At 63.0% G+C, this 25,968-nt stretch carries 23 protein-coding genes and 1 pseudogene; 10 read left to right on the forward strand and 14 right to left on the reverse strand.

Annotated features, from left to right (window positions below):
• The first annotated feature begins 65 nt into the window (after positions 1–65).
• From ATB98_RS09215 to ATB98_RS09235, 5 genes are all read left to right on the forward strand, one after another.
• Positions 66–1,283 carry an efflux RND transporter periplasmic adaptor subunit gene (locus tag ATB98_RS09215; protein ID WP_066872329.1) on the forward strand — a complete coding sequence of 406 codons (1,218 nt, stop codon included), beginning with the start codon at positions 66–68 and terminating at the stop codon, positions 1,281–1,283.
• Positions 1,283–4,393: an efflux RND transporter permease subunit gene (locus tag ATB98_RS09220; RefSeq protein ID WP_066872332.1), complete on the forward strand. Its 3,111-nt coding sequence runs from the start codon at positions 1,283–1,285 to the stop codon at positions 4,391–4,393. Before ATB98_RS09215 ends, ATB98_RS09220 begins: the two co-directional genes overlap by 1 nt.
• 109 nt (positions 4,394–4,502) lie before the next feature.
• Complete coding sequence (locus ATB98_RS09225) at positions 4,503–4,985, forward strand: VOC family protein (RefSeq protein ID WP_066872335.1); 483 nt, start codon at positions 4,503–4,505, stop codon at positions 4,983–4,985.
• A 148-nt stretch (positions 4,986–5,133) separates the two neighbouring features.
• Entirely contained in the window at positions 5,134–6,051 is a 918-nt protein-coding gene (locus ATB98_RS09230) for an aldo/keto reductase (RefSeq protein WP_066872338.1), read from the forward strand.
• 38 nt (positions 6,052–6,089) lie between these two features.
• The gene (locus ATB98_RS09235) at positions 6,090–6,749 is read left to right on the forward strand and encodes a DUF6064 family protein (protein WP_066872342.1); all 660 of its coding nucleotides are present in this window, start codon (positions 6,090–6,092) and stop codon (positions 6,747–6,749) included.
• 15 nt (positions 6,750–6,764) lie between these two features.
• Here ATB98_RS09235 and ATB98_RS09240 read toward each other — a convergent pair whose 3' ends face one another.
• From ATB98_RS09240 to ATB98_RS09275, 8 genes are all read right to left on the reverse strand, one after another.
• On the reverse strand, positions 6,765–7,664 hold the full coding sequence (locus ATB98_RS09240; protein ID WP_066872345.1) for a carbohydrate ABC transporter permease: 900 nt from the start codon (positions 7,662–7,664) through the stop codon (positions 6,765–6,767).
• Positions 7,665–7,679: 15 nt separating this feature from the next.
• Positions 7,680–8,612 carry a carbohydrate ABC transporter permease gene (locus ATB98_RS09245; RefSeq protein ID WP_066872348.1) on the reverse strand — a complete coding sequence of 311 codons (933 nt, stop codon included), beginning with the start codon at positions 8,610–8,612 and terminating at the stop codon, positions 7,680–7,682.
• 99 nt (positions 8,613–8,711) lie between these two features.
• Positions 8,712–10,016, reverse strand: a complete 1,305-nt coding sequence (locus ATB98_RS09250) for an ABC transporter substrate-binding protein (RefSeq protein WP_066872351.1) — start codon at positions 10,014–10,016, stop codon at positions 8,712–8,714.
• A 152-nt stretch (positions 10,017–10,168) separates the two neighbouring features.
• Positions 10,169–11,236, reverse strand: a complete 1,068-nt coding sequence (locus tag ATB98_RS09255) for an ABC transporter ATP-binding protein (protein WP_066872354.1) — start codon at positions 11,234–11,236, stop codon at positions 10,169–10,171.
• Positions 11,237–11,322: 86 nt separating this feature from the next.
• The gene (locus ATB98_RS09260; RefSeq protein ID WP_066872357.1) at positions 11,323–12,099 is read right to left on the reverse strand and encodes an SDR family oxidoreductase; all 777 of its coding nucleotides are present in this window, start codon (positions 12,097–12,099) and stop codon (positions 11,323–11,325) included.
• Between the two features lies 1 nt (position 12,100).
• Positions 12,101–13,084, reverse strand: a complete 984-nt coding sequence (gene denD, locus ATB98_RS09265) for a D-erythronate dehydrogenase (protein ID WP_066872360.1) — start codon at positions 13,082–13,084, stop codon at positions 12,101–12,103.
• Between the two features lie 34 nt (positions 13,085–13,118).
• Complete coding sequence (locus ATB98_RS09270; RefSeq protein ID WP_066872363.1) at positions 13,119–13,901, reverse strand: FadR/GntR family transcriptional regulator; 783 nt, start codon at positions 13,899–13,901, stop codon at positions 13,119–13,121.
• A gap of 318 nt (positions 13,902–14,219) precedes the next feature.
• The gene (locus tag ATB98_RS09275) at positions 14,220–15,254 is read right to left on the reverse strand and encodes a LacI family DNA-binding transcriptional regulator (RefSeq protein ID WP_066872366.1); all 1,035 of its coding nucleotides are present in this window, start codon (positions 15,252–15,254) and stop codon (positions 14,220–14,222) included.
• A 174-nt stretch (positions 15,255–15,428) separates the two neighbouring features.
• Between ATB98_RS09275 and ATB98_RS09280 the strand changes: the two genes are divergently transcribed.
• From ATB98_RS09280 to ATB98_RS29955, 4 genes and pseudogenes are all read left to right on the forward strand, one after another.
• Positions 15,429–16,376 (forward strand): dihydrodipicolinate synthase family protein, encoded by a 948-nt coding sequence (locus ATB98_RS09280; protein WP_066872369.1) that lies wholly within the window; start codon positions 15,429–15,431, stop codon positions 16,374–16,376.
• Between the two features lie 165 nt (positions 16,377–16,541).
• Positions 16,542–17,927, forward strand: a complete 1,386-nt coding sequence (locus ATB98_RS09285) for an MFS transporter (protein WP_066872372.1) — start codon at positions 16,542–16,544, stop codon at positions 17,925–17,927.
• A gap of 347 nt (positions 17,928–18,274) precedes the next feature.
• A complete protein-coding gene (locus ATB98_RS09290) occupies positions 18,275–18,463 on the forward strand; it encodes a DUF1059 domain-containing protein (protein WP_066872375.1) in 189 nt (62 codons plus the stop codon).
• A gap of 58 nt (positions 18,464–18,521) precedes the next feature.
• Positions 18,522–18,611, forward strand: a pseudogene (locus tag ATB98_RS29955) (SAM-dependent methyltransferase); the annotation flags it as partial.
• Positions 18,612–18,701: 90 nt separating this feature from the next.
• On the opposite strand, the gene ATB98_RS09295 reads toward ATB98_RS29955, so the two are convergent.
• The 6 genes from ATB98_RS09295 to ATB98_RS09320 all read right to left on the reverse strand — a co-directional run bounded on the left by ATB98_RS09295 (position 18,702) and on the right by ATB98_RS09320 (position 24,792).
• Positions 18,702–19,907, reverse strand: coding sequence for an alpha-hydroxy acid oxidase (locus ATB98_RS09295; RefSeq protein ID WP_066872378.1), 1,206 nt, complete (start codon positions 19,905–19,907; stop codon positions 18,702–18,704).
• An 80-nt stretch (positions 19,908–19,987) separates the two neighbouring features.
• Complete coding sequence (locus ATB98_RS09300; RefSeq protein WP_066872381.1) at positions 19,988–21,496, reverse strand: tripartite tricarboxylate transporter permease; 1,509 nt, start codon at positions 21,494–21,496, stop codon at positions 19,988–19,990.
• Between the two features lie 9 nt (positions 21,497–21,505).
• Complete coding sequence (locus ATB98_RS09305) at positions 21,506–21,973, reverse strand: tripartite tricarboxylate transporter TctB family protein (RefSeq protein ID WP_234781895.1); 468 nt, start codon at positions 21,971–21,973, stop codon at positions 21,506–21,508.
• A complete protein-coding gene (locus tag ATB98_RS09310) occupies positions 21,970–22,926 on the reverse strand; it encodes a tripartite tricarboxylate transporter substrate binding protein (RefSeq protein WP_066872388.1) in 957 nt (318 codons plus the stop codon). Before ATB98_RS09310 ends, ATB98_RS09305 begins: the two co-directional genes overlap by 4 nt.
• A 146-nt stretch (positions 22,927–23,072) precedes the next feature.
• Positions 23,073–23,756, reverse strand: coding sequence for an RraA family protein (locus ATB98_RS09315; RefSeq protein WP_066872391.1), 684 nt, complete (start codon positions 23,754–23,756; stop codon positions 23,073–23,075).
• A 43-nt stretch (positions 23,757–23,799) separates the two neighbouring features.
• Positions 23,800–24,792, reverse strand: coding sequence for a hydroxyacid dehydrogenase (locus tag ATB98_RS09320; protein ID WP_066872394.1), 993 nt, complete (start codon positions 24,790–24,792; stop codon positions 23,800–23,802).
• A gap of 181 nt (positions 24,793–24,973) precedes the next feature.
• On the opposite strand from ATB98_RS09320, the gene ATB98_RS09325 reads away from it, so the two are divergent.
• Complete coding sequence (locus ATB98_RS09325) at positions 24,974–25,855, forward strand: LysR family transcriptional regulator (protein WP_066872397.1); 882 nt, start codon at positions 24,974–24,976, stop codon at positions 25,853–25,855.
• The last annotated feature ends 113 nt before the right edge of the window (positions 25,856–25,968 follow it).

The following is a 25,968-nucleotide window of genomic DNA, read 5'->3' on the forward strand; positions in this document are numbered from 1 at the left end:
TAGATGCTCCGTTGGAGTTCGGACGAGACCCCCGGTCTCGATCCGGCGAAGCGGAGTGCGCGATCATGCAGAGTCGGGTCCTCATTGCCGTCGTCGCCCTCGGCTCGATGCTCGGCGGGACCATGATCGCGCCGCTCGCGGGGTTGCCGGCGACCGCGCTCTTCGCTACCGACGCAGGTTCAGGCGCGCATGAGGCCGGGCCTCGGCCCGATGGGGACAAGCGCTCCGCGGGCGGGCCGCGGGGAGCCGCGGGCGGGCCGCGGGGAGCCGCGGTCGAAGTCGCGCAGGTTAAGACGCAGGACTTTCCCGTCGTCGTCAGCACCTTCGCCAATGTCGAGGCGCCCGAGACCGTGACGGTCAACGCCCGTGTCTCGAGCCAGGTGACCGCAATCCATGTCAGGGATGGACAGATGGTGCGTGCCGGCGACCTCTTGGTGTCGCTCGACGACCGCGCCCTGAAAGCAGCACTCAACCGCGACAAGGCGATACTGGCGAAGGACACCGCTCTCCTGGCGGATGCCAAGATCGAGCTCGAGCGCGCAAGGACCTTGCGCGACGACCGGAGCGGAACCGAGCAGGCCTATGATACGGCGCTCGCCGCGCAGCAGTCCGCCAAGGCGACCGTCGACGCCGACCAGGCGACCGTCGACGTGGACGAGGTGACGCTCAGCTATACCAGCATTCGTGCGCCGATCGACGGCCGCCTCGGTGCCGTACAGGTGGCGATCGGCGATCTCGTCGGCACGTCCGGCAGCGGCTCGCCGACGAGTCTCGTCACCATCACTTCAATCGATCCGATCGAGGTCGCCTTCCATCTGCCCGAGTCCTATCTGCAGAGCTTCAAGGCGCGGCTCGATACCGGCGCCCCGCCGCAGGTCAAGGCGCGCCAGAGCGGCACCGGCGGGCTCATCGGCACCGGCGTGCTCGATTTCATCGATTCCGCCATCGACGCGGCGACGGGCACGGTGATGATGCGCGCTCGGTTCGACAACGGCGAGCAGAAGCTCTGGCCGGGGCAGTATGTCGAAATCGACGTCGAGCAGAACATTCTGCCCAAGGCCGCCGTCATTCCAGCCGTTGCCGTGCAGACCGGCCAGAAAGGTGACTTCGTCTACCGCCTGGCCCCGAACGATACGGTCGAACTGCGCCCGGTCGTCGTCGCGGCCAATGACGGGCAGGTAGCTGCGATCAGTTCGGGGCTGGCGGCGGGCGACAAGGTGGTGACGGAGGGACAACTCAATCTCAAGGCCGGCGACAAGGCGCGGATTGCGGAGAAGCGGTGATGTCGATCTCCGAATTCTGCATTCGCCGTCCCGTCGCCACACTGCTGATGTCCCTGGCGCTGGTGGCGGCGGGTCTCTTTGCCTACACCGTGCTGCCCATCGCGGCGCTGCCGCGGACCGATTTCCCGGTGATCAACGTCTCCGCGACCCTGCCCGGCGCCTCCCCCGAGACGATGGCGACCTCCGTCGCAACGCCGCTCATCAAGCAGTTCAACACGATCGCCGGGATCGACAGCATCTCGACTACGAACGCGCTCGGCTCGACGTCGATCTCCATCCAGTTCGAACTCAGCCGCGATATCGACGCCGCGGCCGCCGACGTCCAGGCGGCCATTACCCGTACGCTGCGCACGCTGCCGCAGGACATGCCGTCGCCGCCGAGCTTCCGCAAGGTCAACCCCGCGGACGCGCCGGTGCTGCTCCTCGCACTGAAGAGCGACACGGTGCCGCTCACAAAGCTCGATGCCCTGGCCGAGCAGGTGATCTCACCGGCGCTGTCAACCCTCGACGGCGTTGCGGAAGTCTCGATCTTCGGCAGCCAGCAATTCGCCGTCCGCATCGAGGTCGATCCCGACGCGCTCGCCGCCCGCGGCATCTCGCTCGATGCTCTCAAGGCGGCCGTCGCGGCGGCAAACGACAATTCACCGCTCGGCACGGTGCAGTCGACCGGGCGGCAGATGACCATCGTCGCCGACACGCAGCTCGACAATGCCGCCGCCTTCTCCAAGCTGATCGTCAAGAGCGCCGACGGCAAGGCCGTTCGGCTCGGCGACGTGGCCAGGGTCATCGACTCGGTCGCCAACACCCAGACCGCAAGCTGGCATGACGGGTCGCGCGCCATCATCCTTGCAGTCCAGCGCCAGCCAGACGCGAATACGGTGGCCGTGGTCGACAAGGTGAAGGCGATGCTGCCCTCCTTCCGCCAGTCCCTGCCGGCGGCGGCGTCGCTCAAGATGCTCAACGACCGTTCCCAGACGGTGCGCGGCGCCGTTGAGGATGTGGAATTCACCCTCGCGATCACGATCGGGCTGGTGATCCTGGTGATCTTCCTCTTCGTCAGGCGCCTCCGGGCAACGCTCATCCCGGCCTTTGCCGTGCCGATCTCGGTCATTGCCACCTTCGCGGTCATGTATCTTTTCGGCTTCTCCATCGACAATATCTCGCTGATGGCGCTGACCCTCTCCGTCGGCCTCGTGGTCGATGATGCCATCGTCATGCTGGAGAACATCGTCCGGCACATGGAGGAAACGGGACAGGGCGCCTTCGCGGCGGCGATTGCGGCGTCGCGGGAGATCGGCTTCACCATCATCGCGATTTCGCTGTCGCTCGTCGCCGTGTTCATCCCGGTGCTGCTGATGGGCGGCGTGATCGGCCGGATCTTCAACGAGTTCGCCGTGGTGGTGACGATTGCGATCCTCGCCTCCGCTTTCGTCTCCCTGACGCTGACACCCATGCTCGCCGCACGCCTGCCGAATGTGGCCGACGATGACAAGGAAAGGCACGGGCTGGATGCGCTGCTCGAGCGTGGCTTCGAAGCGATGCTCCGCGGATATGAGCGCCTGCTGACGCTCTGCCTGCGCCACCGCCTCGCCGTCCTCCTCCTCCTCTTCTTCGCCACCATCGGGCTGACGATCTACCAGGTGCGGACGACGCCGAAGGGCTTCTTCCCGCAGGAGGATATCGGCCAGCTCCAGGTGACGACGCAGGCGCGCCCGGACATCTCCTTTGCGGCCATGTCGGCGCTGCAGGGGAAGGTCGAGGACGTGTTCGCCCGCTCGCCCTATGTCGCGCATGTAGCAAGCTCAGTCGGCACCGGCGGCTCGTCGGCCTCGAATTCGGGAAGGCTCTTCATCGAGTTGAAGCCGAAGAGCGACCGGCCGCCATTGCCAAGGATCCTGTCGGAACTGCGTTCGCAGCTCGGCGACATTGCCGGCATCCGCAGTTCCATCACGCCGGTCCAGAACCTCTCCGTCGGTGCGCGCAGCTCCGCCAGCCAATACCAGCTCGTCGTGCAGAGCCTGAACCAGGGCTTGATGAACGGCTGGGCCGACAAGTTGACGGAAGCGATGCGGCGGGACCGTGCCTTCTTCACCGACGTCAACTCCGACCTGCAGAACAATGCGCCGCAGGCGGAGCTGGTGATAGACCGCGACAAGGCGGCCGCACTCGGCATCACGGCGGACGTGCTGCGCTCGACGCTTTATGGCGGCTTCGGCTCAGAGCAGATCTCGACCATCTACACTTCCGGCGACAGCTACGAGGTGATCATGGAACTCGATCCGGCGAAAAACTGGCCGCCATCGGCGCTCGCCGAATTGCAGGTGCCGACCGCCGACAACAAGCTGGTGCCGCTCGGCGCATTCGCCCGCATCGACACTTCCCCCGGGCCGCTCACCGTCAACCAGCTCGGGCAGCTGCCGGCCGTCACCATCTCCTACAACCTGCCCACCGGGGTGGCGCTCGGCGACAGCGTCAGCGAGATCGGCCGTCTGAAGAGCGAGATCGGCATGCCGTCGGAGGTCACGACGCGCTATTACGGCACGGCGCAACTCTTTCAGGATGCGATGTCCAACCAGGCCTGGCTGATCCTCGCAGCGATCCTCACCATCTATATCGTTCTCGGCATTCTCTACGAGAGCTTCATCCATCCGCTGACGATCCTTTCCGGCCTGCCTTCGGCGGCCTCGGGAGCGCTGGTCGCGATCAGGCTCGCCGGCTTCGACCTGTCGATCATCGCGGTCATCGGCCTTCTGATGCTCATCGGCATCGTGAAGAAGAACGCAATCATGATGATCGACGTGGCACTCTCACTCGAGCGCGCCGGCATGGCCCCCACTGAGGCGATCCAGCGGGCCTGCCTGATGCGCTTCCGGCCGATCATGATGACCTCGCTCGCAGCACTGATGGGCACGCTTCCGATCGCGCTCGGCAGCGGCGCCAGCGCCGAACTGCGCCAGCCGCTCGGCGTCGCCGTGGTCGGCGGCCTCCTCGTCTCGCAGCCGCTAACGCTCTTCGTCACGCCGGTGATCTATCTCTACATGGAAAAGCTTGCCGAAGGCCTCAGTCTGCTGTTCTCCCCTCGGCCGCGACGACGCATGGTGGCCTCGTGATCGGGCGATCGCGCGACTGATAAATCCGGTCACGCATTTTTTCTCCCCCCTGTCGGCATGGGCGCTGCCGGAACGTCTTCAGCACATGACGACACGAAGGAGGTCCTCCATGCCCAAGATCATCTCCAACCTCTGGTTCGCGAAGGACGCGCGCGAAGCGGTCGAGTTTTACGTCTCGGTCATTCCCAATTCCACCGCCGGCGCTTCGACGACGGTGCCGGCCGACACGCCGAGCGGACCGCCGGGCAGCGTCCAGGTGATCGCGTTCAAGCTCGGCGACCAGAATTTCATTGCGCTCGAGGCCGGTCCGTTCGATCCGTTCAACCATGCCTTCTCGATATTGGTCGAGTGCGACAGCCAGGCGGAGATCGACCGCATCTGGGACGCATTCATTGCCAATGGCGGCGAGCCCGAGCAATGCGGCTGGCTCAAGGACCGCTGGGGCCTCTCCTGGCAGATCGTCCCGCGGGCGCTTGGCGAGATGATCGCGGGTACCGATCGCGAAGCGGCGAAGCGCGCGACGGAAGCGATGCTCGGCATGGTGAAGCTCGCCATCGCCGCACTCGAGCGGGCCTATCGCGGCGAGCCGTGATCGCGCTCGGCGCAGAGCACACGCCCGCGATCACGACTTCGTGGCTGCGGGCGGGCTGCGGCCGGGTTATCATCACGTCTCAGCGAACTCGCCTTGCCTTCGCGCATGTCGTCCCGGCCGCAAGGCTCGAACGGAAGGAGAGACCCCGATGGCCATCACCCGGCGCGCCGTCGTTCAGGGGCTCGGTTTCGGCTTGTCGCTGCCGCTCGTGCCGCGGGTCGCGGCCGGCCAGTCGGCCGACCTCCTCACCCGGCCCATTCCGAAGAGCGGCGAGCCGATGCCGGTCGTCGGCCTCGGCACCTGGATCACGTTCAACGTCGGGGACGATCCCGTCCTGAAGGACGAATGCGCCGCCGTCATCGCCGCCTTCTTCGAAGGCGGCGGCCGCATGATCGATTCCTCGCCGATGTATGGATCGTCCCAGCCGACGATCGGCTACGGGCTGCGCAAGCTCGGCTATCCCGAACGGCTGTTTTCGGCCGAGAAGGTCTGGATATCCGACCCGGATGAGGGAGCCGCGCAGCTCGAGGCATCCCGCGCCTATTGGGGTGTGGCGAAATTCGATCTCATGCAGGTCCATAATCTCGTGTCCTGGGAAGACCATCTGCCCGCCCTCTTCGACAGGAAGGCGGCGGGGCAATTGCGCTATGTCGGGATAACGACGTCGGAAGGGCGCAGGCACCGCGAGATCGAGCGCGTCATGGCCAATGAGCCGATCGATTTCGTGCAGATCACCTACAACATCCTCGACCGCGAGGTCGAGGACCGCATCCTGCCGTTGGCGCGGGACAAGGGCATAGCCGTCATCGTTAACCGCCCCTTCCGGCAGGGCGCGTTGATCCGGCGGTTCGAGGATGCGCCGCTGCCCGATTGGGCGGCGGAAACGGGTGCCCGCAGTTGGGCGCAGTTCCTCCTGAAATTCATCATCTCGCATCCGGCCGTCACCTGCGCCATACCCGCGACCACGCGCGCTGACCATGTGCGCGAGAATCTCGATACGGCAAGAGGCGTTCTGCCGGACGAGAAGATGCGCCGGCGCATGGTCGACTATGCGGAAGCGCTTTGAAGGCGCAGAACGCAGACCGTAGGGATGGGCAGAGGCTGATGTCCGATTGGGCGACCTACAGGCTCGCGGATTTCCTGATGTTCTCGCCGCGCGTCTACTTCCGCCTGATCGAACGCTACAATCAGGACCTGTGGCCGCTGCAACTCGTTTTCGTCGCCGGCGCCCTCGTCGTTCTTTTCGCAATCGCGGCGCGCGCCCGGCGCGCCCGCGCCGCGGCGCTGGCGATCCTTGCGGCGGCCTGGGTCTTCTGCGCCTGGCAATTCCTGTGGCTGCGCTACGCCACCATCAATTGGGCAATGTCCTACGTCGCGGCCCCGTTCCTGCTGCAAGCCCTCTTGCTGCTTCTCGCGATCCGGCTGACGGACCGCGTACCCATGCCCGCAGGGAGACTGCGCCGTAGCGGCGGCCTCGGCCTCATGGCCTTCGGCGCGCTCTTCTATCCCTTCCTGCCCCTGCTTTCTGGCCGCGCCCCCGGAACGGCCGAGACCTTCGCCATGATGCCGGACCCGACCGTCGCGGCGACGCTTGGCGCCCTCCTGGCACAGACGCGGCAGAAACTCTGGCTGCTCGTACCGATCCCAGTTCTGTGGTGCGGCTTCAGCGGCCTCACCCTCCTGGCGCTGAAAGACGCCGGCGCATGGGCGCCGCTCGCCGTCATCGTCGCCACCTTCGTGGCCCTCGCCGCGGCAAGGCGATGACCTTGCCGCACGTCGTCACTCCTTCACCGCCCCCGTCATCGACGAGACGTAGTAGTCGACGAAGAACGAGTAGAGGATGACCACGGGCAGCGAACCGAACAGCGCCCCCGCCATCAGCGCGCCCCATTCGAAGACGTCGCCGCGCACCAGTTCCGTCAGCACCCCGACCGGCACCGTCTTGTTCTCCGACGACTGGATGAAGGTCAGCGCATAGATGAACTCGTTCCACGACAGCGTGAAGGCGAAGATGCCGGCCGAGATCAGCCCCGGCACCGCGAGCGGCAGGACGATCCTGACGAGGATCTGCCAGCGCGTCGCCCCGTCGACCAGCGCGCTTTCCTCGAGCTCGAACGGGATCGAGCGGAAATAGCCCATCAGCAGCCAGGTGCAGAAGGGGATGAGGAAGGTCGGATAGGTGAAGATCAGCGCCAGCTTGGAATCGTAGATGCCGAACTTGAACACGATAAGCGCCAGCGGAATGAACAGGATCGACGGCGGCACCAGATAGGCGAGAAAGATCATCAGCCCGACCGGCCGCGAGCCGGTGAAGCGCACCCGCTCGATCGCATAGGCCGCGAAGATCGACGCCGCGAGCGAGAGGATGGTCGAGCCGAGGGCGACGAGCATCGTGTTCCACAGCCAGCCGGGATAGGAGGTCTCGAAGAGCAGGTACTTGATGTGGTCGAGCGTCGGCCCGACCACCCAGAACGGGCTGTAGTTGTTGTAGTCGGTGAGCTGCGAATTCGGCTTCACCGCCGTGATCGCCATCCAGTAGAACGGGAAGAGCAGCACGAAGACGAAGACCGCCATCGGCAGGTAAAGGGTGACGATCCGGCGCGGCAGGCGGTTGAGATAGCTCATGCCCTCGGCGGTATCGGTGAGGACCTCGTCTTGCGTTCTTACGGTCGTGTTCATCTTATCCTCCCGATCTCAGTCCTGTCCGCCCTGCTGCCATTTGCGACGCTGCAGGCCGAAGAAGCTGAACATGATGGCGGCGAGCAGGAAGGGGATCATGGCGACCGCGATCGCCGCTCCTTCGCCGAGCTGGCCGCCGGGAATGCCGCGCTGGAAGGAGAGCGTCGCCATCAGATGCGTCGCATTCACCGGTCCGCCCTTGGTCAGCACGTAGATGAGCTGGAAATCGGTGAAGGTGAAGAGCACCGAGAAGGTCATCACGACGGCGATGATCGGCGTCAGCATCGGCAGGGTCACATAGCGGAAACGCTGCCAGCTGGTGGCGCCGTCGAGTGAGGCCGCCTCCTGCAGCGATGCCGGGATCGTCTGCAGGCCGGCGAGCAGCGAGATCGCCACGAAGGGAATGCCGCGCCAGACATTGGCGGCAATGACGGAGGCGCGCGCGTTGGTCGGGTCACCGAGGAAGTTGATCGGCCCGTCGATCAGGCCGATCTGCATCAGCGACCATGAGATGATCGAGAACTGTGAGTCGTAGATCCACCAGAAGGCGAGCGCCGACAGCACCGTCGGCACAACCCAGGGGAGAAGCACGATCGCCCGGAAGAAGGACTTGAACGGCAGGTTTTCGTTCAGGAGCAGCGCCAGCCAGAGGCCGAGCACGAATTTTAGGATCGACGCCACGAAGGTGTAGAGCAGCGTGTTGAAGACCGAGAGCCAGAAGACCGAGTCCCGCGCCAGGAACTCGTAGTTCTCGAGCCCGATGAAGATGCCGTCGCGGCCGATGCGCGTATCGGTGAAGCCGAGCCAGACGCCGAGCCCCAGCGGATAGGTGAGGAAGCAGATGAGAAACACGGCGGCCGGCAGCATGAACAGGAAGCCGAGCACATTGTTGTTCTGCATCAGCGAAGCCATGGCGGATGGCGGCTTTCCGGACGACGTGATGGACATCGAAATTCTCCGGCCAAGAATGGGTTTAGAAATGGGGCCGGCGGCTCTTACCGCCGGCCTTGTCGATAGTCGTGGCGGCCGATATGCCGCCACGAGCAATCAGACGCGATAATAGCGGTTGGCCCGCCGTTCGGCCTCGATGATCGCGTCCTCCGGCGACATCTGGCCCGTCACCGCGGTGGCGAACATGTCGACGAGCACGTAGTCCGCCATGACGCCTGCGGACGCCGCGCCGAGCGGGCCGGCGTAGCCGTTCGGACGCAAGGTCTCGGAAGCCCGCGCATAGGGCGCGTGGATCGGGTCGGAGGTCCAGACCGGGTTATTGGCGAAGGCCTTCAGCGGCTGGCAGCAATAGGCGCTCGAACCTTCGATCCAGGCGTTCATCTGGTCGGCCTCCATCATGTACTTGATGTAGGCCTTCGCCGCTTCCGGATACTTGCTGTGGTTGAAGAGCAGGATCGAGCTCGTCTGATGAAGCTCGACGCTCTGGCCGACCGGACCGACCGGGAAGTTGGTGGTGCGGATATCCGCTGCGAGCTCCGCAAGCGCCGGGTCCTTCTTGGCCGCGTAGTAGAGCGAGACGCCGTTCGCCGTCAGCGACACCTGGCCGGCGAGGAAGGCGCGGTTGTTGTTGATGTCGAGCCAGCTCTCGGTGCCCGGTATGAAGGTCTCGTAGAGCTGCTTGGCATAGTTGACCGCGGCGAGCGTCTCCGGGCTGTTGATGGTCACCTTGCCGCTTTCGTCGACCATCTTGCCGCCGTGGCTCCACAGCAGCCAGTGGGCATAGTTGTTGCCGTCGCCGACCGCCTTGCCGTGCGGGAAGCCGGCCGGGGTGCCCTTGGCCTTCAGCGCCTTGCAAAGCTCGAGGAAGCCTGCGGTATCCTTGGGGAATTCGCTGAAGCCCGCCGCCTTCATGTGGCTGTCGCGGTAGCAGACGGCGTTACCGATCGCCGTCAGCGGCATGGCGATGAACTTGTCGCCGCGGGTGGCATAGCCCTTGAGGCCGTCATACCAACCGCCATATTTTTCGCCGAGATAGTTGGCGAGCTCGGTGACGTCGACGAGCTTGTCGGGATATTGATGGGCATCGTCGAACCAGCACATCACCATGTCCGGGCCCGAGCCGACATTCGCGGCAACCGCCGCCTTCGGGCGGATGTCCTCCCAGCTTTCCTTGTCGATGCGGACCTCGACGCCGGTCGCCTCGGTGAACTTCTTCGTGTTGGCGAGCCAGGCGTCCTCGTCGCCCTTGACGAAGGGCGTCCAGCGAAGAAGCCTGAGGCTCGCCCCTTCCTCGGGCTTGTAGCTCGGCTCCGCCTGCGCGAAGGACGGGCGGATGCCAAGGCCCGCGGCGCCCGCAAGCGCGGCGGAGGCGGCGAGAAAATCACGTCTTCTTATCGGCATTTGGTACTCCTCCTTGAGAGCGGGAGCATCTTCTTCCGGCATTCACCGTCCCGCGGGGCGAATGCTTTGATGGCGATGCCCGGCGACTTACCCGGCATCCTGGCCGCGGCGCCCGGAGAAGGCTCCTCCCCTTCTCCGGGCCCGCCCGCGCGTCAGTCGAACAGCCGTCGCCCGCTGTCGGCGTCGAAAAGGTGCACATGCGCCGCATCGATCGACAGCCGGATCGTCTCACCCGGCTTGGCATTCACCCTTTCGCGGAACACGCAGGTCACCTCGTTGCCGCCGAGCCTCGCAATCATCTGCGTCTCGTAGCCGGTCGGCTCGATCACTACGACTTCCGCCGGCAGGCCGTTCGGGTCGAGCGCGATATATTCGGGCCTGAGGCCGTAGACGAGGTCGCGCCCGCGCGCGGCTGCCGCCGGCCGCGCCACCGGCAGCGCGGTTCCGTCGGCGGTGAGAAACCGATTGGGATCGTTCGCATCGAGCCGTCCCTTGATCATGTTCATCGCCGGCGAGCCGATGAAACCGGCGACGAAGAGATTGGCCGGGTTGTCGTAAAGGTCCAGCGGCGCGCCGATCTGCTCGACGATGCCGTCATGCATGACGACGATTTTGTCGGCCATGGTCATCGCCTCGATCTGGTCGTGGGTGACATAGACCGTCGTCGTCTTCAGCCGCTGGTGCAGTTCCTTGATCTCGGCGCGCATGGCGACGCGCAGCTTCGCGTCGAGGTTCGACAGCGGCTCGTCGAAGAGGAACACCTGCGGATCGCGCACGATCGCCCGGCCCATGGCGACGCGCTGGCGCTGACCGCCGGAGAGCTGGCGCGGATAGCGGTCGAGCAGCTTCGCGAGACCGAGGATTTCCGCCGCCACACCGACGCGCTTGTCCCGTTCTTCCTTCGGCTTGCCCGCGAGCATCAGCGAGAAGGCCATGTTGTCGGCGACCGTCATATGCGGATAGAGCGCGTAGTTCTGGAACACCATGGCGATGTCGCGGTCCTTCGGCGGCAGCCGGTTGACGACGCGATTGCCGATGCGGATCTCGCCCGCGGTGATGTTCTCGAGCCCCGCCAGCATCCGGAGCAACGTCGACTTTCCGCAGCCGGAGGGGCCGACGAGGATCACGAACTCGCCGTCCTCGATTTCGATGTTCACACCCTTGATGACCGGAAAGGCACCGAAGGATTTCCTGACATCGACAAAATCCACGCCTGCCATATGCGTTCCTCCCAGAACTGATACCTGCCTCCGCGCCGCACCCTTCCGCACCCCTTCGGATATGGAGCGGCCGGCGCAGAATTCTCCTATCCGCGCCCGACCAGCGGCATTTTCGTCGCCATCACCGTCATGGTCAGCACATTGGCCGAGAGCGGCAGGCTCGCCATGTAGACGACCGCCTCGGCGACATGCGCGACCGGAATGGTCGGCTCCGGTGCGACCTCGCCGTTCGCCTGCAGCACGCCGGTGCTCATCTTCTCGGTCATGTCGGTCGAGGCGTTGCCGATATCGATCTGCCCGCAGGCGATGTCGAACGGCCGCCCGTCGAGCGCCGTCGATTTCGTCAGCCCGGTGATCGCGTGCTTGGTGGCCGTATAGGGCGCCGAGTTCGGCCGCGGCGTCGTTGCCGAGATCGAGCCGTTGTTGATGATCCGCCCGCCGCGTGGGTCCTGGGCCTTCATCAGCCGGAAGGCGTGCTGGGTGCAGAGGAAGGCGCCCGTCAGGTTCGCCGCGAGGATGCTGCTCCATTGCTCGAAGGTCACCTCTTCGAGCGGCACGGCCGGCACGTTCGAGCCGGCATTGTTGACGAGCAGGTCGAGCCGGCCGAATTCGGAGCGGATGGCGCCGAAGAGCGCCCCGACCTGGTCCGGATCGCCGATATCGCAGGCGATCGCCCGGACGTTGCCGCCGGTTTCCGCCGCGATCGCGGCGGCCGCTTTCTCGAGCACGTCCGGACGGCGGCCGGTGATGACGAGGCTGTAGCCCTCGGCACTCAGGGCCGCGGCGATCCCGCGTCCGACGCCGGTGCCGCCGCCTGTCACCAGCGCGATCCTGCCTTCGCCCGATCTTTTCGCCTGCGCCATGTCAGACCCTCCCTCCGAGTTCGTCCTCGATATGGATGCGTATGATCTCGTCGAAGTTGCTTTCCGCCGTGAAGCCGAGCTCGCGCGCCCGGCGCGCGTCGAAATTGGTCGGCCAGCCGGCGACGATCGCGCGGATCACCGGGTCCGGCTCGCGGCGGATTAGACCGACGGCCTTCTTGCCGGCGATGCGGCCGAGCGCCTCGATCTCTTCGCCCACCAGCGCCGAGAGGCCGGGCATGGTGAGGTTCCGCCGCGGGCCGATCAGGCTCGTGTCGATCCGCGCCGCATGGACGAAGAAGCCCACGGCCGAGCGGGGGCTCGCGAACCAGTGGCGGACGTCTTCATCCACCGGCAGGACGGCCTCCTGCCCCGCGAGCGGCTCGCGCAGGATGTTCGAGAAGAAGCCGGAGGCCGCCTTGTTGGGCTGGCCCGGGCGGACGCAGATGGTCGGCAGGCGGATGCCGATGCCGTCGAAGAAGCCGCGCCGCGTATAGTCGGCGAGCAGAAGTTCGCAGATCGCCTTCTGCGTGCCGTAGCTCGTCAGCGGCGTCGTGAAGAACTCGTCGCCGATCTTCTCCGGGAACGGCTGGCCGAAGACGGCGATCGACGAGGCGAAGATGATGCGCGGGAAATAGCGTTCGCGTCGGGCCTCCTGGCGGATCGCCTCGAAGAGCGCCCGCGTGCCGTCGAGATTGACGCGGTATCCCTTGTCGAAATCGGCCTCGGCCTCGCCGGAGACGATCGCCGCGAGGTGGAAGATGACGTCCGGCCGCGATGCGATGAGGCGCTCCGCGCTGCCTTCGGACGACAGATCGACTGCGGGCGCCGTCGACGTCGCGGAGAGTGCCGCCGGCACCGGCGGCTCGACCACGTCCACCAATGTCAGCCGGGTAACCTCGTAGCCGAGGACGGCCGGCTCGGCGGCCAGCTTTCCAACCAGTTTCCGGCCGACCATCCCGGCCGCACCTATGACCATGACATGCATTCGCGGCGAACCTCCTCTGTCCGGCCACGCCCGATCAATCCGGGCTCAGCGTGCCTTTCTGTTTCTGCCTTCTCCCACCGGCGTCCTTGCCGGCGAGCATGTCCTTCGTCGTCTCGTAAATGCGGATGAGATGGTGGTGAAAGGCGGCCACCACAGCCGCGCGGTCGCGCCGCCTCAAGGCGGCGACGATCTCGCCGTGGTCCTTGTAGCTCGCCTCGATCGCGCCCGGGCGCGACATGGCGCTCCGCCGGAAATCCATCATGTAGGTGTAAAGATCGGTAACGAAATCGGAGAGCAGCGGATTGCCGCAGGCCCGGTAGATCGCCACGTGGAACTCGCGGTCGCAGATCAGGAATCGCATCGCATCGTCGCCGCAGAGCTTCTGCGCGTCGAGCAGGCTCTCGAGCTTCTTCAGCGTCTCCTCGTCGATCTTGTCGGCGGCGTCGCCCACCACCTTGAGTTCGATATGGAGCCTTGCGGCATGAACGTCTTCGAGGTCGTAGCTGTCGATGGCGTTCGGCGAGGCGATCGTAACCGTGACGTCGCTGAGGTCGACATCGGCGACCCGGCTGCGGCTTCCCTGCGACACCTCGATGATGCCTCGCGCCGCCAGCGTCTGGATGGCACCGCGCACCGTCTCGCGGCTGACATGGAGCACGCTCGCCAGCTCCCGCTCGCCCGGCAGCTCGTCGCCCGGCCTCAGCATATTGGTGGCGACCAGCACCATCAGCTTGTCGGCAATCAGGTCGCGCGCCGTGCGGCGGTCGAGGCTGCGCCCAACCTTCGGCATCTGCGTGAGTATCGGACTGCCAGCCATCGGCGCCACTCCTCCGACTGATCCACTGGTTGGTCCAGCAGATCAGTAATACGAATAGATCGCCTAAAGGAGTGCCCGGTCAACCCCAGTTCGTCGCCGCGCCGCACCAAAAATGCATGAGGCTTTTGTGCAGCGCACGCGAGTTCGGGAGGGCTGTCCATCCCGGCTGGCCCGTGCCGCGCCGTTTGAGGCTCCTCGCCTGAGCGTAGAGAGACTGAGGTGCCGCGCGTGATATGCTGTGTGGCTGATCCTGTGCCGCAAACGGGATTTCCGGTGTTAGCCAGAAAGTGGGCACCCGCTCTCCCTGGATCTGCTCTTTCAGCTTGCCCCTGCCGGGCCACTGGATTTCCGGGGAATGAGCGTTGGTGCGGCGACACGAATACGATCGTCGCCCGGAACGGTCTCGCTGGAGAGCAGGTCGAGCGCATTCGCCGCAATCTGCTCGAAGGGCACGCGCAATGTCGTCAGTGGTGTCGGAAGATGGCTGACGATCGGTATGTCGTTGTACCCCACCAAGGAAACATCCCCCGGCACGGACAGTCCAAGCCTTGCCAAGCCGGAAAGGGCTCCGATCGCGGTATTGTCGTTGACGGCAAAGATCGCGGTCGGCCGTGCGTCAAGCAGCATGAGTTTCTCGACGGCTTCCGACCCGGAGTCGATGCCGAAGGTCGACGCGACGATGCATGCGGGGTCGATCGTCAGACCCGCCTCGCTCAGGGCATGCCTGTAGCCTTCGACCCGCCCCCGCGAATTCGATGCATAGGCCGGCCCGGCAATGATGCCAATCCGGCGATGGCCGAGGTCGAGGAGGTGTCGGGTTGCCAGATAGCCGCCGAGCTTGTCGTCGCCGACGGATGAAAGGCTCCGGCCGTCCGTTCTCACCGCAAGCACATGCGGCACGCCTCTGGCGGTCAGTTCGTCCGGAAAGTCGTCATCATCGCGCGCGGTCGAGAGAATGAGGCCGTCGACACCTCGCTTCAGCAGGGTTTCGGCCGCGAGGCGATCGGCTTTCGGCTTATCGTCGGTGGTTGCCACGATTGCGAACCGTCCGGATCGGCTGCAGGCCTTTGCCAGGGCTTCGTAGAGCATCGCCATAACGGTGTCCGTCAGCCGCGGCACGATCACGCCGACCGTCATAGTGCTGCCGCGTCTCAGGCTTGCTGCGGAAACATCCCGGACGTATCCAAGGTCTTCGGCAATCTGCCGTACGCGTCGCGCGGTATCGCTGTCCGAGCGCGGCAGCCGCTCATCGAGGATCCGCGACACGGTTGATTTCGAGACTCCAGCCGCCGCCGCCACCTCGAGAATGGTGACGCGGGAGTGCCTGGAAGCTTCATCCACCTTTGAATTCATTGCGTCTTTTCCGAGCCTCTGCCACGCGAGTCGGTCCCTGCCGCCCACTCGATATCACCATGCACCAAAAAAATTGTTGACTCCAGCAAAATCGAGAACGATATTGGGAACGTTCCCACTAACGATCCCGTCACTGTTCCAAGAGAACAGTGATTGCTCATGAGGAGATACCCAATGCAACCGATGGACCTTCGCGGCCTTAGCCCGGCACCCGTCACCGCCTTTACCCGTGATGGCGAAGTAGACCACAAGGCGAACGCCCGCCTTGCCAAATGGCTCGTCTCAATGGAGGGCGTGAAGAGCCTCGTCATTCTCGGCCATGCCGGCGAGGGTACATTCCTGACCGTGGAAGAGCGTCTCGCGCTGATCCGCACCTATGTCGAAGCGGTTGACGGCGCAGTGCCGATTATCGCCGGCATCACCGGCGAGGGTACGAAGGTGGCCGCTGAGGAAGCCAAGAAATGCAAGGCCGCAGGGGCAACCGGCGCGCTCGTCTACCCGAACCACGGCTGGCTGCGTTTCGGCTTCCAGAAGGGCGCTCCGCAAAGCCGCTACAAGGCGATCTGGGAAGAGTCAGGCCTTCAGTGCATCCTGTTCCAGTATCCGGATGTGACCAAGGCATCCTACGATCTCGACACCCAGCTCGCGATCGCCACGCAGGAAGGTGTCGTCGCCACCAAGAACGGCGTGCGCAACATGAAGCGCTGGTACGTGGAAATTCCGGAACTGAAAAAGGCTAATCCGAATCTGCAGGTCCTCAGCTGCCACGACGAGTGGCTGCTTCCGACCATGTTCGACGTCGACGGCTTGCTCGTCGGCTACGGCAATATCGCGCCGGAACTGCTGATCGAGCTGATCAAGGCTGGCAAGGCCCAGAACTATCCGGAAGCCCGCAAGATCTTCGAACGTCTGCTGCCGGTGACCCGCGCCGTCTATCATCGCGGCTCCCACATGGAAGGCACCGTTGCGCTGAAGCTCGGCCTCGTCCACCGCGGCTTGCTCGATCATGCGACAATCCGGGAGCCGCTGAAAAACCTCGGCGAAAAGGCGGAAGCCGAGATCTTTGCCGCCTTCGATGCCGCCGGCATCGGCCGCGTCGATCAACTCCAGGCTGCCGAGTGATCTTCATGCCCCTGTGCTCTCCACGGGGGCACTTTTGCTCGACTGAGTCCAGAGGAGAAACGACGCGCAGCGGCTCGTTGCGCTGCCGATCTGATGTCAACGCACAACGCGAAAAGCCTTCGGCCGGGAGAAAAGATGTCGGGGCTGTTTCAATAGGAGGAGAAAATGTATTATCAGCCACTCCCCGTGGGGACGGCAAAACCACCCTTGGATCCGCAAGCCGAAATCAGCGCTCGCCTTGAACGCCTGCCGGTCACCCGTGAGGTCTTCTGGGCACGCAACATTGTAGGCGCCGCCACCTTCTTCGACGGCTACACCGTCATCGCCATAGCCTATGCCATGCCGGTACTTGTCCGCGAGTGGGGTCTCTCACCAGGGCAGACGGGCATGATCCTGTCGATGGGTTATCTCGGTCAGCTCCTTGGTGCGATCTTCTTTGGCTGGTTGGCGGAAAGGGTAGGACGCCTCAAGGTTCTGCTGTTCACAATCCTGTTGTTCGTGAGCATGGACGTCGCCTGCCTCTTCGCCGCAGGAGCCGGGATGATGATGGCCTTCCGCTTCATTCAAGGAATTGGCACGGGTGGCGAGGTCCCCGTCGCCAGCGCCTATATCAATGAAATGATCAGTTCCAAGGGGCGCGGCCGCTTCTTCCTCCTCTATGAGGTCATGTTCCTGCTTGGCCTCGTCGGTGCGGGCATGATCGGCTACTTCATGGTTCCGGCTTACGGATGGAAGGCGATGTTCGTCGTCGGCCTCGTCCCCGCGATCCTGATGATCCCGTTACGCTGGTTCCTGAAGGAATCACCGCGCTGGCTGGTGGCGAACGGCCGCTATGAGGAAGCCGATCGGCTCGTGACGCGGATGGAGGATAGTGCTCGCGCGGCTGGTCGAGAATTGCCCGAGCCCGAGATTGTAGCGCGGCCTGTTCAGCGCAAATCGGACTGGCGTGAGCTTTTCCAAGGCGTTTACCTGAAGCGGACGCTGTCGGTCTGGGCGATGTGGTTCTCAGCCTATATGGTTGCGAACGGCACCATCACCTGGCTGCCAACGCTCTACCGCCAGAGCTTCAACCTGCCGCTCGAAACGAGCATTCTCTACGGTTTCTTCACCTCGGTCGGCGGCGTCATCGCGGCCGTGATCTGCGCACTGTTCATCGACAAGGTCGGGCGCAAGCGGTGGTACACTGGCGCGCTGCTGATCGCTCCGTTACCGCTGCTCCTGCTGGCATGGCTTGGCGCAACCTCGGCGACCCAGGTGCTCATCCTCGCCGGACTTGCCTATGCGATCGTCCAGACGGTCACCTTCTCGCTCTATCTCTATTCGGCCGAGATCTACCCGACGCGCCTTCGCGCTGTGGGCACCGGCACGGGCAGCGCTTGGCTGCGGCTTGGTTCGTCCGCAGGGCCGATCGTCGTCGGATGGGTGATGTCGTCGATGGGCATTCAGTACGTCTTTGCCGCGTTTGCCGTTATCCTCCTTATCGGTGCGCTGATAACCACCGTGTTCGCGGTCGAGACCAAGGGGCGCGTGCTTGAGGAACTGTCGCCGTAAGCAACACTTGGCTGTTGATCGGAACTGATTCCGGACCTGGCGGGAAACCGCCGGGTCATCGGTTGTAATTTGGCCGACAAAACGACTGCCAAAGGCCTCCATTATAGCTCTGGCTGTATGTCCGCTTGGAAGGACCGCCGAACTTCGGCTTCCGCCCTTCCACGACGTTAGGAACCCTGAAAGCTCGGCCCGGAGCGGTCGGCGGCATCCGCACCAAGAATGGCACGGTTCGGCTCTGTGCGGTCATTCGCCGAGTTCGTCCTAGGTTCGGCGGCTCCAGCGTTTTGCCTCTGTTCGTTGTTGGTACGACCCATGCTACTTTGATGGCAGCGTAGGAGGGTGAAGCAATGGCCTATTCATATCGCTGCAAGGATTACCCTGGAATGGAAACCTGTCCGGCGTCGTTCACGGCCGAGACTGAAGCGGAGCTATGGAAGCACATCGAGCTCCACGGAGAAACCGCCCATCAGGAGGAACCCAACAAGTGGTCCTCGGAAGATCGGCAACAGATCAAAAACTTAGTTCGCGAAACGTAGGACGGACGCGCACCGTCGCGTCACTCTAAGGAGCCGCGGATGGGCATTTTACAGCGATGTGATCCTGCCGAAGCTATGCGATCTTTCCATGCGTAACGGGCGCCTGCATCCCTATCGCGAGCGCGTGGTAGGGCCGCCAGCGTCGCGCCGCGGCCCGCATCGAAAACTCTCTCCTAAGCGGTCATCTGCGGTGCAGGCGATCAATGTCCTTCAGTTCCTCGATCTTCCCTTAGATGGATCAAGCCGGCCTACGGCGGACGATGCACGCCCCCGTGATCTCATCGATCGTTGTGAGTCCGAGGAGCGCCATGTTTCTGTGCAGCTCCGTCTTGAGAATGTCGGCGGCCTTCAAAACGCCGGGCAATCCCGCTAGGGCAGCCGCATACAGAAATGGGCGACCGACAAAAACGAAGCGCGCGCCCAAAGCAAGGGCCTTGATGACATCGGTGCCCCGCCGGAAGCCCCCATCGACCATGACCGTTGTCTTGCCGCCGACCTGATCGACAATCTCGGGAAGCGCGCTGAGCGGCGACATCGTTCCATCGAGCTGGCGACCGCCATGGTTGGAAACTATGAGGCCGTCGACACCGGCACTATGGGCTCTGGCAGCGTCCTCCGGATGCATCACGCCTTTGACGATGAGTTTTCCCGGCCAACGCTGGCGGATGCGTTCAAGATGCGTCCAGTTCAGGTGATCTTTGCGTCCGAAGTTCCGCAGGACATTGGACGAAATGATGGGGGCGCCGCGCGTCGCGTATGAATTCTCGAAGTGCGGGATGCCGTGCAGCACGAGGGTGCGCAAGAACGTCCCTATCGTCCAGCGAGGATGGGTGATGCCTTCCCACAGCAACCCCGCGCTGGGTCGCAGTGGGGTAGAGAATCCGGCTCTGATGTTGTTTTCGCGGTTCGCCAAAGCGGCGGTATCAACCGTGAGTACCATCGTTTGAAAGCCGGCCTTTTGCACCCGCTGAATCAGAGCGTCGATCCTGTCCGGCTCTCCCGGAAGATAAGCCTGGAACCAGCTCTGGGGACTAACGGAAATGACGTCTTCAAGCCTGATGAGGGAAGAGCCGCTCATTATCATCGGAATTCGCGCTCGGCCCGCCCCTTCCGCAAGCACGATGTCGCCCCGGTAGGCCATCAATGCACTGATCCCCATCGGAGCAATCCCGAACGGCGCGCTGAAAGTCTCACCGAATAACGTCGTCTCGGTGCTGCGTTGGGACACGTCTCGTAGCACGCGCGGCTTGAAGGCGTACGCATCGAAGTCTTCAGTATTGTAGCGCAACGAAGCGTTGGTCTCACTTGCACCGGACACATAAGCGAACAAGGGATGAGGCAGATGACGCTTGGCCTTCTGTTCGAAGTCGCTGAGGCACAAATAATGTTTTAGCTGACGGGTCATCCGCTCGGCCGGCGCCCGGTTCTCTGAATTCTCCGACATGCGGAATCAGCCCGGTTGAGGTTGGAAGAATGACGACTGCACGTGGCGGCCGTTGTGAAGTTCAGTGATCTGCAGGAGGCTTATGCCTCTTCGTCCTGGAAGGCCTCTTGGCGTGTCCGCCGGAACGACGGTAGGATCATCAGTACAAACATGCCGACGGTCGCGATGAGCAGTAACAGGCTGATCGGGCGCTCGTAGAACACGCCCGGATCACCATGAGAGATGGTCATGGCGCGGCGAATGTTTGTTTCGAGTAGCGGGCCGAGAACAAAGCCAAGCAGCAACGGACCCGCCTCGCATTTCGCCTTGCGGAAGGCGTAGCCCAGAAGACCAAATCCTGCGGCCAGGACCACGTCGAAGATACGGTTGTTGATGCTGTAGACGCCGACGCAGCAGAACAGCAAGATCGCGGGATAAAGCAGCCGGTACGGAACCGTCAGCAGCTTCACCCAGATGCCGATCAGCGGCAGATTGATCACGACCAGCATCAGGTTGCCGACCCACATGCTGGCGACAAGGCCCCAGAATATTTCCGGCTGGGTCGCGAGGACCGTCGGGCCCGGCGTGATGCCGTGGATGATGAAGGCGCTGAGCATCATCGCCATCATGTTGTTGGACGGGATACCAAGCGTGAGCAGCGGGATGAAAGAGGACTGTGCGCCAGCATTGTTGGCGGCCTCCGGGCCAGCGACGCCTTCGACCGCGCCGTTGCCGAACTCCTTGGGATTTTTGGAGGCCTTCTTCTCCACTGAATAGGCGCAGAACGAAGCGAGGGTCGCTCCTCCTCCCGGAAGAACGCCGAGGAACGTGCCGACGCCCGTTCCTCGCAGGACGGCAGGCCAAGCACGGCGGAAGTCTTCTCCTGTCGGCCACAACCGGCTCAACTTCGTGACCAGAACACCACGCGCCTCATGGTTCTCGAGGTTTTCGATGATCTCGGCGAAGCCGAACAAGCCGATGGCGATCACCACGAAGTCAATGCCGTCGAACAACTCCACGGCGCTGAAGGTCAAGCGCTCTTCACCCGAGCTGGCGTCGATGCCGACCATGCCAAAAAGCAAGCCGAGCAGGACCATGCCGATGGCTTTGAGAACTGGCCCACGGGCGAGAACAGTCGCCGCCAGCAGACCGAACAGCATGAGCGAGACGTATTCGGCCGGCCCGAATGACAAGGCAAACGAAGAAAGGGTCGGACCCGCAATTGCGATGCCGAAAGTGGCAACGGTGCCTGCAAAGAACGAGCCGAGAGCTGCGACGGCCAGTGCCGACCCCGCTCGCCCGTTCCGCGCCATTCGATATCCGTCGATCGCGGTCACCACCGAAGACGCTTCGCCAGGCAGATTGACCAGAATCGCCGTCGTCGAGCCGCCATATTGGGCACCGTAGTAGATACCGGCGAGCATAATAATGCCGGCCAACGGAGGCAGGTAGAACGTGATTGGCAGGAGAACGGCGATCGTTGCTGTTGGGCCGATGCCGGGCAACACGCCAATAAGAGTGCCGAGCAGCGCGCCCAACAGGCAGAAGCCCAGATTGGTCGGCGTCAGCGCTTCACTGAAGCCCAATGAAAGAAGATCAAGGAATTCCATGTTCCATCCTCAAAACGGCCAAATAGGCATCTGCACACCCAACCCGACGATGAAGACCAAGGCGCCGAAAGCGGTCAGCCCGGCGGTAAGCATGAGCACCTCGCGGGGCTTCGAGTCGCGATCAGCAACGCTTCCGACGAGAAGCAGCCACACTGCCGCCGCAACGAAACCGAAAAATTCCGCGATAAACGCAAAGCCGACCACTGCTGCCGGGATGATTACCACCGGCCAAAGCTTCGGCTTGGCGATCTCCTCGCGATCACGAAATGCTCCAAGACCGCCAACGGTCACGCCGACGATGATCAAGAGCCAACAGATGATCGTGGGAAGGTAGCCAGGCCCCATCGCGGACGCGGTACCGAAGGTCAGGTCGCGCCCGGCCCAAAGGCCGAGCGCTCCGAAACCCACGAAAAGTCCGGCCGTCAGAAACTCTGGGCGATCGCCGGTTCCGCCAGGCTCGCGCGGATTCGACATCATTGCTGTTCCTTAGCCAGTTTCCAGATGGCGCCAAGCCGCTCGGCCCGTACCGGCATCTCCCTGTTCCAGTCTTCCGAAGACAGGTAAGAAAGTGCGAGAGACTGCTGCTTCGCTTTGCCCTGGAATTCCGGGTTATCGAGCGCCTTGCGAACGGCGTCGGAGAACTTCGTCCGAATGTTCTCCGGCACATCGCAACCCATAGCAATGCCGCGCTCGGAGCTGATAAGAACCTCATACCCCTGCTCCTTGGCCGTCGGCAAATCGGGGGCGATCACGGCGCGCTTCTCGGCGAACTGGCCGAGGTTCTTGAAAGCGGAGTGGTCGCTGCCGACGAACTCGCCGACATTGATGCCGATCGCCATGACATGACCGCCGAGTAACGCGGTGCGTGCCTCGTTCGCGCCATTAAAAGTCACTGCCGTGAAATCGACGCCGGCGGACTTCTCGAGCTGCAGCATCGCCAGATGTTCGTCCGTTCCGAGACCAGTGGTCCCAACCGTAACCGCGCCGGGATTTGCCTTGGCATAGGCCACAAGGTCCTTGAGCGAGTTGAACTCCGAGTTGGCCTGCACAATGAAGGAACCCGGATCCTCGACGATACGGGCAACCAGGCAGAGCTTCTTGGGATCGAAGCGAACCTTGCGATCCATCTGCATCGTCAGGTAACCCGGCGTGTTGAGCGACGACGCGGTGTAGCCGTCCGGATTGGCTTCGGTCATCGCAGTATACGCAATTTCGCCGGACGCACCCGGCCGGTTTAGGATGGTGATCTTGGCACCGAGCTCCTTCTCGATGAAGGGCGCGAGCGTCCGGTTCATCACGTCCGTGCCACCACCTGGCGCGAAGGCGACAATCAATTCGATGGGGCGGTCGCCCGGCCAGTCGGCGTGGGCAACGCCAGCGCCGAGCAGCAGAGTTGTGGCGAGTGTGGTATTACGGATCAAATGCTTCATCGTATCCTCCCGTTGACGAGATCTATCTAAAGCGATGCAACGCGCTCAGAATACTGTTTGGCCCTGCACAGGCAGGGTGGTTTGGCTTGCGCGGCTGGGTCTTCCACCTCCTCAGTACAAGACCGGCCGCATTTCATTGCGTGGCGTCAGCCCTCTTGCGGCAGCTCGCAGCCGCTCTTGGCGAGGGCATCGTCGAACCAAGTCGGCTTGTGGGTTCCGGCCTTGATGTTTTCAATCTGCTTGTTTTCTGCGGCGTGCTTGGCAACCGTGCGCTCGTAGACCTCAGCCACGTCATCGATCGGAACGACGACCACACCGTCCGCATCTCCAAGGACCAAGTCGCCCGGCATGATCACCATTCCGCCGATCGCGATGGGGCAGTTGATTTCACCGGGGCCGTTCTTATACGGGCCGCGGTGCGTTATACCGACAGCGAAGGACGGCAGGTTCATCTCCAGGAACGCATCCGCATCACGAATTGCGCCGTTCAAGACGAAACCGACGACACCACGACGGCGAGCGTAGTCGAGCATCATCTCGCCCATCAGCGCATGGGTGACGTCACCGCCGGCATCCATGACGATGACGTCGCCGTCGACCGCCATATCCATTGCCTTGTGCAGCATGAGATTGTCACCGGGCGGCGCCTTGACCGTAATCGCGCGACCGGCAAGTTTGCCGGAACGATGCATCGGCCGGAGCTGAGCGCCACCTGCGTACATGCGGTGCATGCTATCGCTGACGTTGGCGACGGGTAGTTCCTTGAACTTCTCGACCCATTTCCGGTCGACGACCCGAGACCGGTTGCGAACCCTGAAACCTATGGCCAATTTTCTCTCCTGAAATCGATATCGATATGGCTGGGAAACTTGATCAGGCAGACGCCTTTTGCAGCGCGCGAAAGTTGACGATTTTCTCGCGACCCAGTTCACGACCCTGGACGACAGCGAGAATTCCCTCGATCGCGTCGATGCCGACGCGAGCATTTGCTTCCTCGGTCACTCCGCCAATGTGGGGCGTGACGACGATCTTGGGTTCACTCCAGAAGGGATGATCGGAAGCGGGTGGCTCGGTCTGGAACGTGTCGATGCCCGCTCCCGCGATGTGGCCACTCGCAACGGCTCTCAGCAGCGCCGCTTCGTCGATCAGTCCACCGCGTGCGGTATTGATGACGTAAGATCCGGGCTTCATGAGGCCGAGCCCCCTGTCGTCGAGGAGATTGCGTGTCTCGGGCGTAAGCGGGCAGTGCAGGCTGACGATGTCGGAGGCCGCGAGAAGCGCTTCCACCGTGTTATCCCGCGCGACGCCGGCTTCGCGGAATATGGAGTCCTCGGCGAAGGGATCGTAGGCGCGAAGGCTGATACCGAAGGCCTTTGCGAGTGCTGCGGTGCGGCGCGCGATTGCACCGAAACCGACGAGGCCCATGGTCATGCCGGAAAGCTCCTTCCCGGAGAAACCGGGTTTCTCCCATTTTCCGGCCCGCAGACCGCCATCCAACGGCAGAATCCGCTTGACCGTCGCAAGCAGGAGCGCGATTGCGTGCTCCGCGACTGAAGGGGCATTCGCACCGGTTGCGACCACGACGGGAATTTCGCGACGCGATGCTGCGTCCACGTCGATGTTGTCGACACCGACACCGTGTTTGGAAATGACGCGAAGGGACGGTGCCGCCGCAATCGCCGGTTCGCCGAACCGCCCCATCCTGACGATCACACCGATCGGGTTCACGTCAGCGACCATGCGGACGAGATCATCTTCGCTCGTATAGGGCGGCACGTAGGCCATGCTGTAGCCGTTGGCTTCGGCGAGCTTCACCGCACGCTCGTTGATGGCCGGACCGGTGACAAGAATGTGTTGGCTTCCCATGCGTACCTCGACTGGAAATGGCGAGGACGCGGAGCGACGATTCCGCTCTCGAAGCACATCCCCCTTGTGCCCAAGATCTTCCGGGCACCTCCAATTCCTGACGTTAACATAAGAATTTCTTGAAAAAAGCGAATAATTCTGTCAAAAAAGAACAGTAACCCTTAATTCAAGGAAGCTGACCGTGGATATCCGCCAGCTCAAAACCTTCATTGCTATCGCTGAACATGGGACATTCGCAAAAGCCGCGGATGCCGTCGGCCTGACTGCTTCCGCAGTTAGCCAACAAATACAGGCATTGGAAGCCGAAGTTCGGTCAGAGCTGTTTGATCGCTCTACGCGGCCGATCACGCTGAACAGTCAAGGTCTTCAAATGCTGGAAGCGGCCCAGGGACTTGTACGCTCAGCCGAAGATATCGTCGATGCGATCTCAGGACGGGCAATCGGTGGAACTTTCACCATAGGCTCGGTTCGCTCAAGTGCTCTCTCACTTCTGCCAAGAGCCATCATAGAGCTCAAGAAGGACTACCCCGATCTCAAGATCAAGCTCCATGTGGCGAACACCGACGAGCTCCTCAACGATGTCGTGAGCGGACGCCTAGATTCCGCGATGGTGGCGGAATACTCCGGTGTTCCCTCGACCTTGAGATGGAGTCCTTTCATCAAGGAGCCGCTATTTGCTATTGCACCCAGAGGAACTGAGCCGATGCCGGCGTCGGAGATGCTCTCGCGGCTTCCTTACGTAAAATTCATCAGCAGATTCCGCCTCGCGAACATCATCGAGACCGAGGTCGCGAGAAGCGGAATCGTCACGAATGTCATCGCAGAGATTGACACGATAACAGCAGTCGTTGCCTGTGTGGTACATGGCCTCGGTGCGTCTGTTGCGCCATGGAGCGCCTTAAAGGAGACTCCAGAGGAGGTCGTCGCTGTACCATTCGGGGATCCGCAAATTCATCGGCAGATTGGGTTGATAGAACGACGCGCCAGTCCTCGTGCCGCAGTCATCGATCAACTGCACCGACATCTCGTCAGCTTCAGCGGCGAGTTCGGGCTCCCTCGGTAAAGCCTCTCCACTATTGAACAGGGAGGCGACCTGGTCGTGTCCCTACAGGTGGTGTAGCTCGGCGGTAGCGAAGCCGCTCGCGAGCGCGCCCTCAACAGCGCCGTAGCGAGCGG

The sequence above is a fragment of the Sinorhizobium saheli genome (assembly GCF_001651875.1).
GTDB classification, from domain to species: domain Bacteria; phylum Pseudomonadota; class Alphaproteobacteria; order Rhizobiales; family Rhizobiaceae; genus Sinorhizobium; species Sinorhizobium saheli.

Bases quoted from the DNA above. Each gene is read 5' to 3' on its own strand.
- ATB98_RS09305 (WP_234781895.1), bottom strand. From the start codon at position 21,973: ATGATGTCGAATCCGCGCGAGCCTGGCGGAACCGGCGATCGCCCAGAG.
- ATB98_RS09240 (WP_066872345.1), bottom strand. From the start codon at position 7,664: ATGAACACGACCGTAAGAACGCAAGACGAGGTCCTCACCGATACCGCC.
- ATB98_RS09220 (WP_066872332.1), top strand. From the start codon at position 1,283: ATGTCGATCTCCGAATTCTGCATTCGCCGTCCCGTCGCCACACTGCTG.
- ATB98_RS09225 (WP_066872335.1), top strand. From the start codon at position 4,503: ATGCCCAAGATCATCTCCAACCTCTGGTTCGCGAAGGACGCGCGCGAA.
- ATB98_RS09285 (WP_066872372.1), top strand. From the start codon at position 16,542: ATGTATTATCAGCCACTCCCCGTGGGGACGGCAAAACCACCCTTGGAT.
- ATB98_RS09295 (WP_066872378.1), bottom strand. From the start codon at position 19,907: ATGTCGGAGAATTCAGAGAACCGGGCGCCGGCCGAGCGGATGACCCGT.
- ATB98_RS09310 (WP_066872388.1), bottom strand. From the start codon at position 22,926: ATGAAGCATTTGATCCGTAATACCACACTCGCCACAACTCTGCTGCTC.
- ATB98_RS09230 (WP_066872338.1), top strand. From the start codon at position 5,134: ATGGCCATCACCCGGCGCGCCGTCGTTCAGGGGCTCGGTTTCGGCTTG.
- ATB98_RS09245 (WP_066872348.1), bottom strand. From the start codon at position 8,612: ATGTCCATCACGTCGTCCGGAAAGCCGCCATCCGCCATGGCTTCGCTG.
- ATB98_RS09250 (WP_066872351.1), bottom strand. From the start codon at position 10,016: ATGCCGATAAGAAGACGTGATTTTCTCGCCGCCTCCGCCGCGCTTGCG.
- ATB98_RS09275 (WP_066872366.1), bottom strand. From the start codon at position 15,254: ATGAATTCAAAGGTGGATGAAGCTTCCAGGCACTCCCGCGTCACCATT.
- ATB98_RS09290 (WP_066872375.1), top strand. From the start codon at position 18,275: ATGGCCTATTCATATCGCTGCAAGGATTACCCTGGAATGGAAACCTGT.
- ATB98_RS09320 (WP_066872394.1), bottom strand. From the start codon at position 24,792: ATGGGAAGCCAACACATTCTTGTCACCGGTCCGGCCATCAACGAGCGT.
- ATB98_RS09235 (WP_066872342.1), top strand. From the start codon at position 6,090: ATGTCCGATTGGGCGACCTACAGGCTCGCGGATTTCCTGATGTTCTCG.
- ATB98_RS09300 (WP_066872381.1), bottom strand. From the start codon at position 21,496: ATGGAATTCCTTGATCTTCTTTCATTGGGCTTCAGTGAAGCGCTGACG.
- denD (WP_066872360.1), bottom strand. From the start codon at position 13,084: ATGCATGTCATGGTCATAGGTGCGGCCGGGATGGTCGGCCGGAAACTG.
- ATB98_RS09280 (WP_066872369.1), top strand. From the start codon at position 15,429: ATGCAACCGATGGACCTTCGCGGCCTTAGCCCGGCACCCGTCACCGCC.
- ATB98_RS09215 (WP_066872329.1), top strand. From the start codon at position 66: ATGCAGAGTCGGGTCCTCATTGCCGTCGTCGCCCTCGGCTCGATGCTC.
- ATB98_RS09255 (WP_066872354.1), bottom strand. From the start codon at position 11,236: ATGGCAGGCGTGGATTTTGTCGATGTCAGGAAATCCTTCGGTGCCTTT.
- ATB98_RS09260 (WP_066872357.1), bottom strand. From the start codon at position 12,099: ATGGCGCAGGCGAAAAGATCGGGCGAAGGCAGGATCGCGCTGGTGACA.
- ATB98_RS09270 (WP_066872363.1), bottom strand. From the start codon at position 13,901: ATGGCTGGCAGTCCGATACTCACGCAGATGCCGAAGGTTGGGCGCAGC.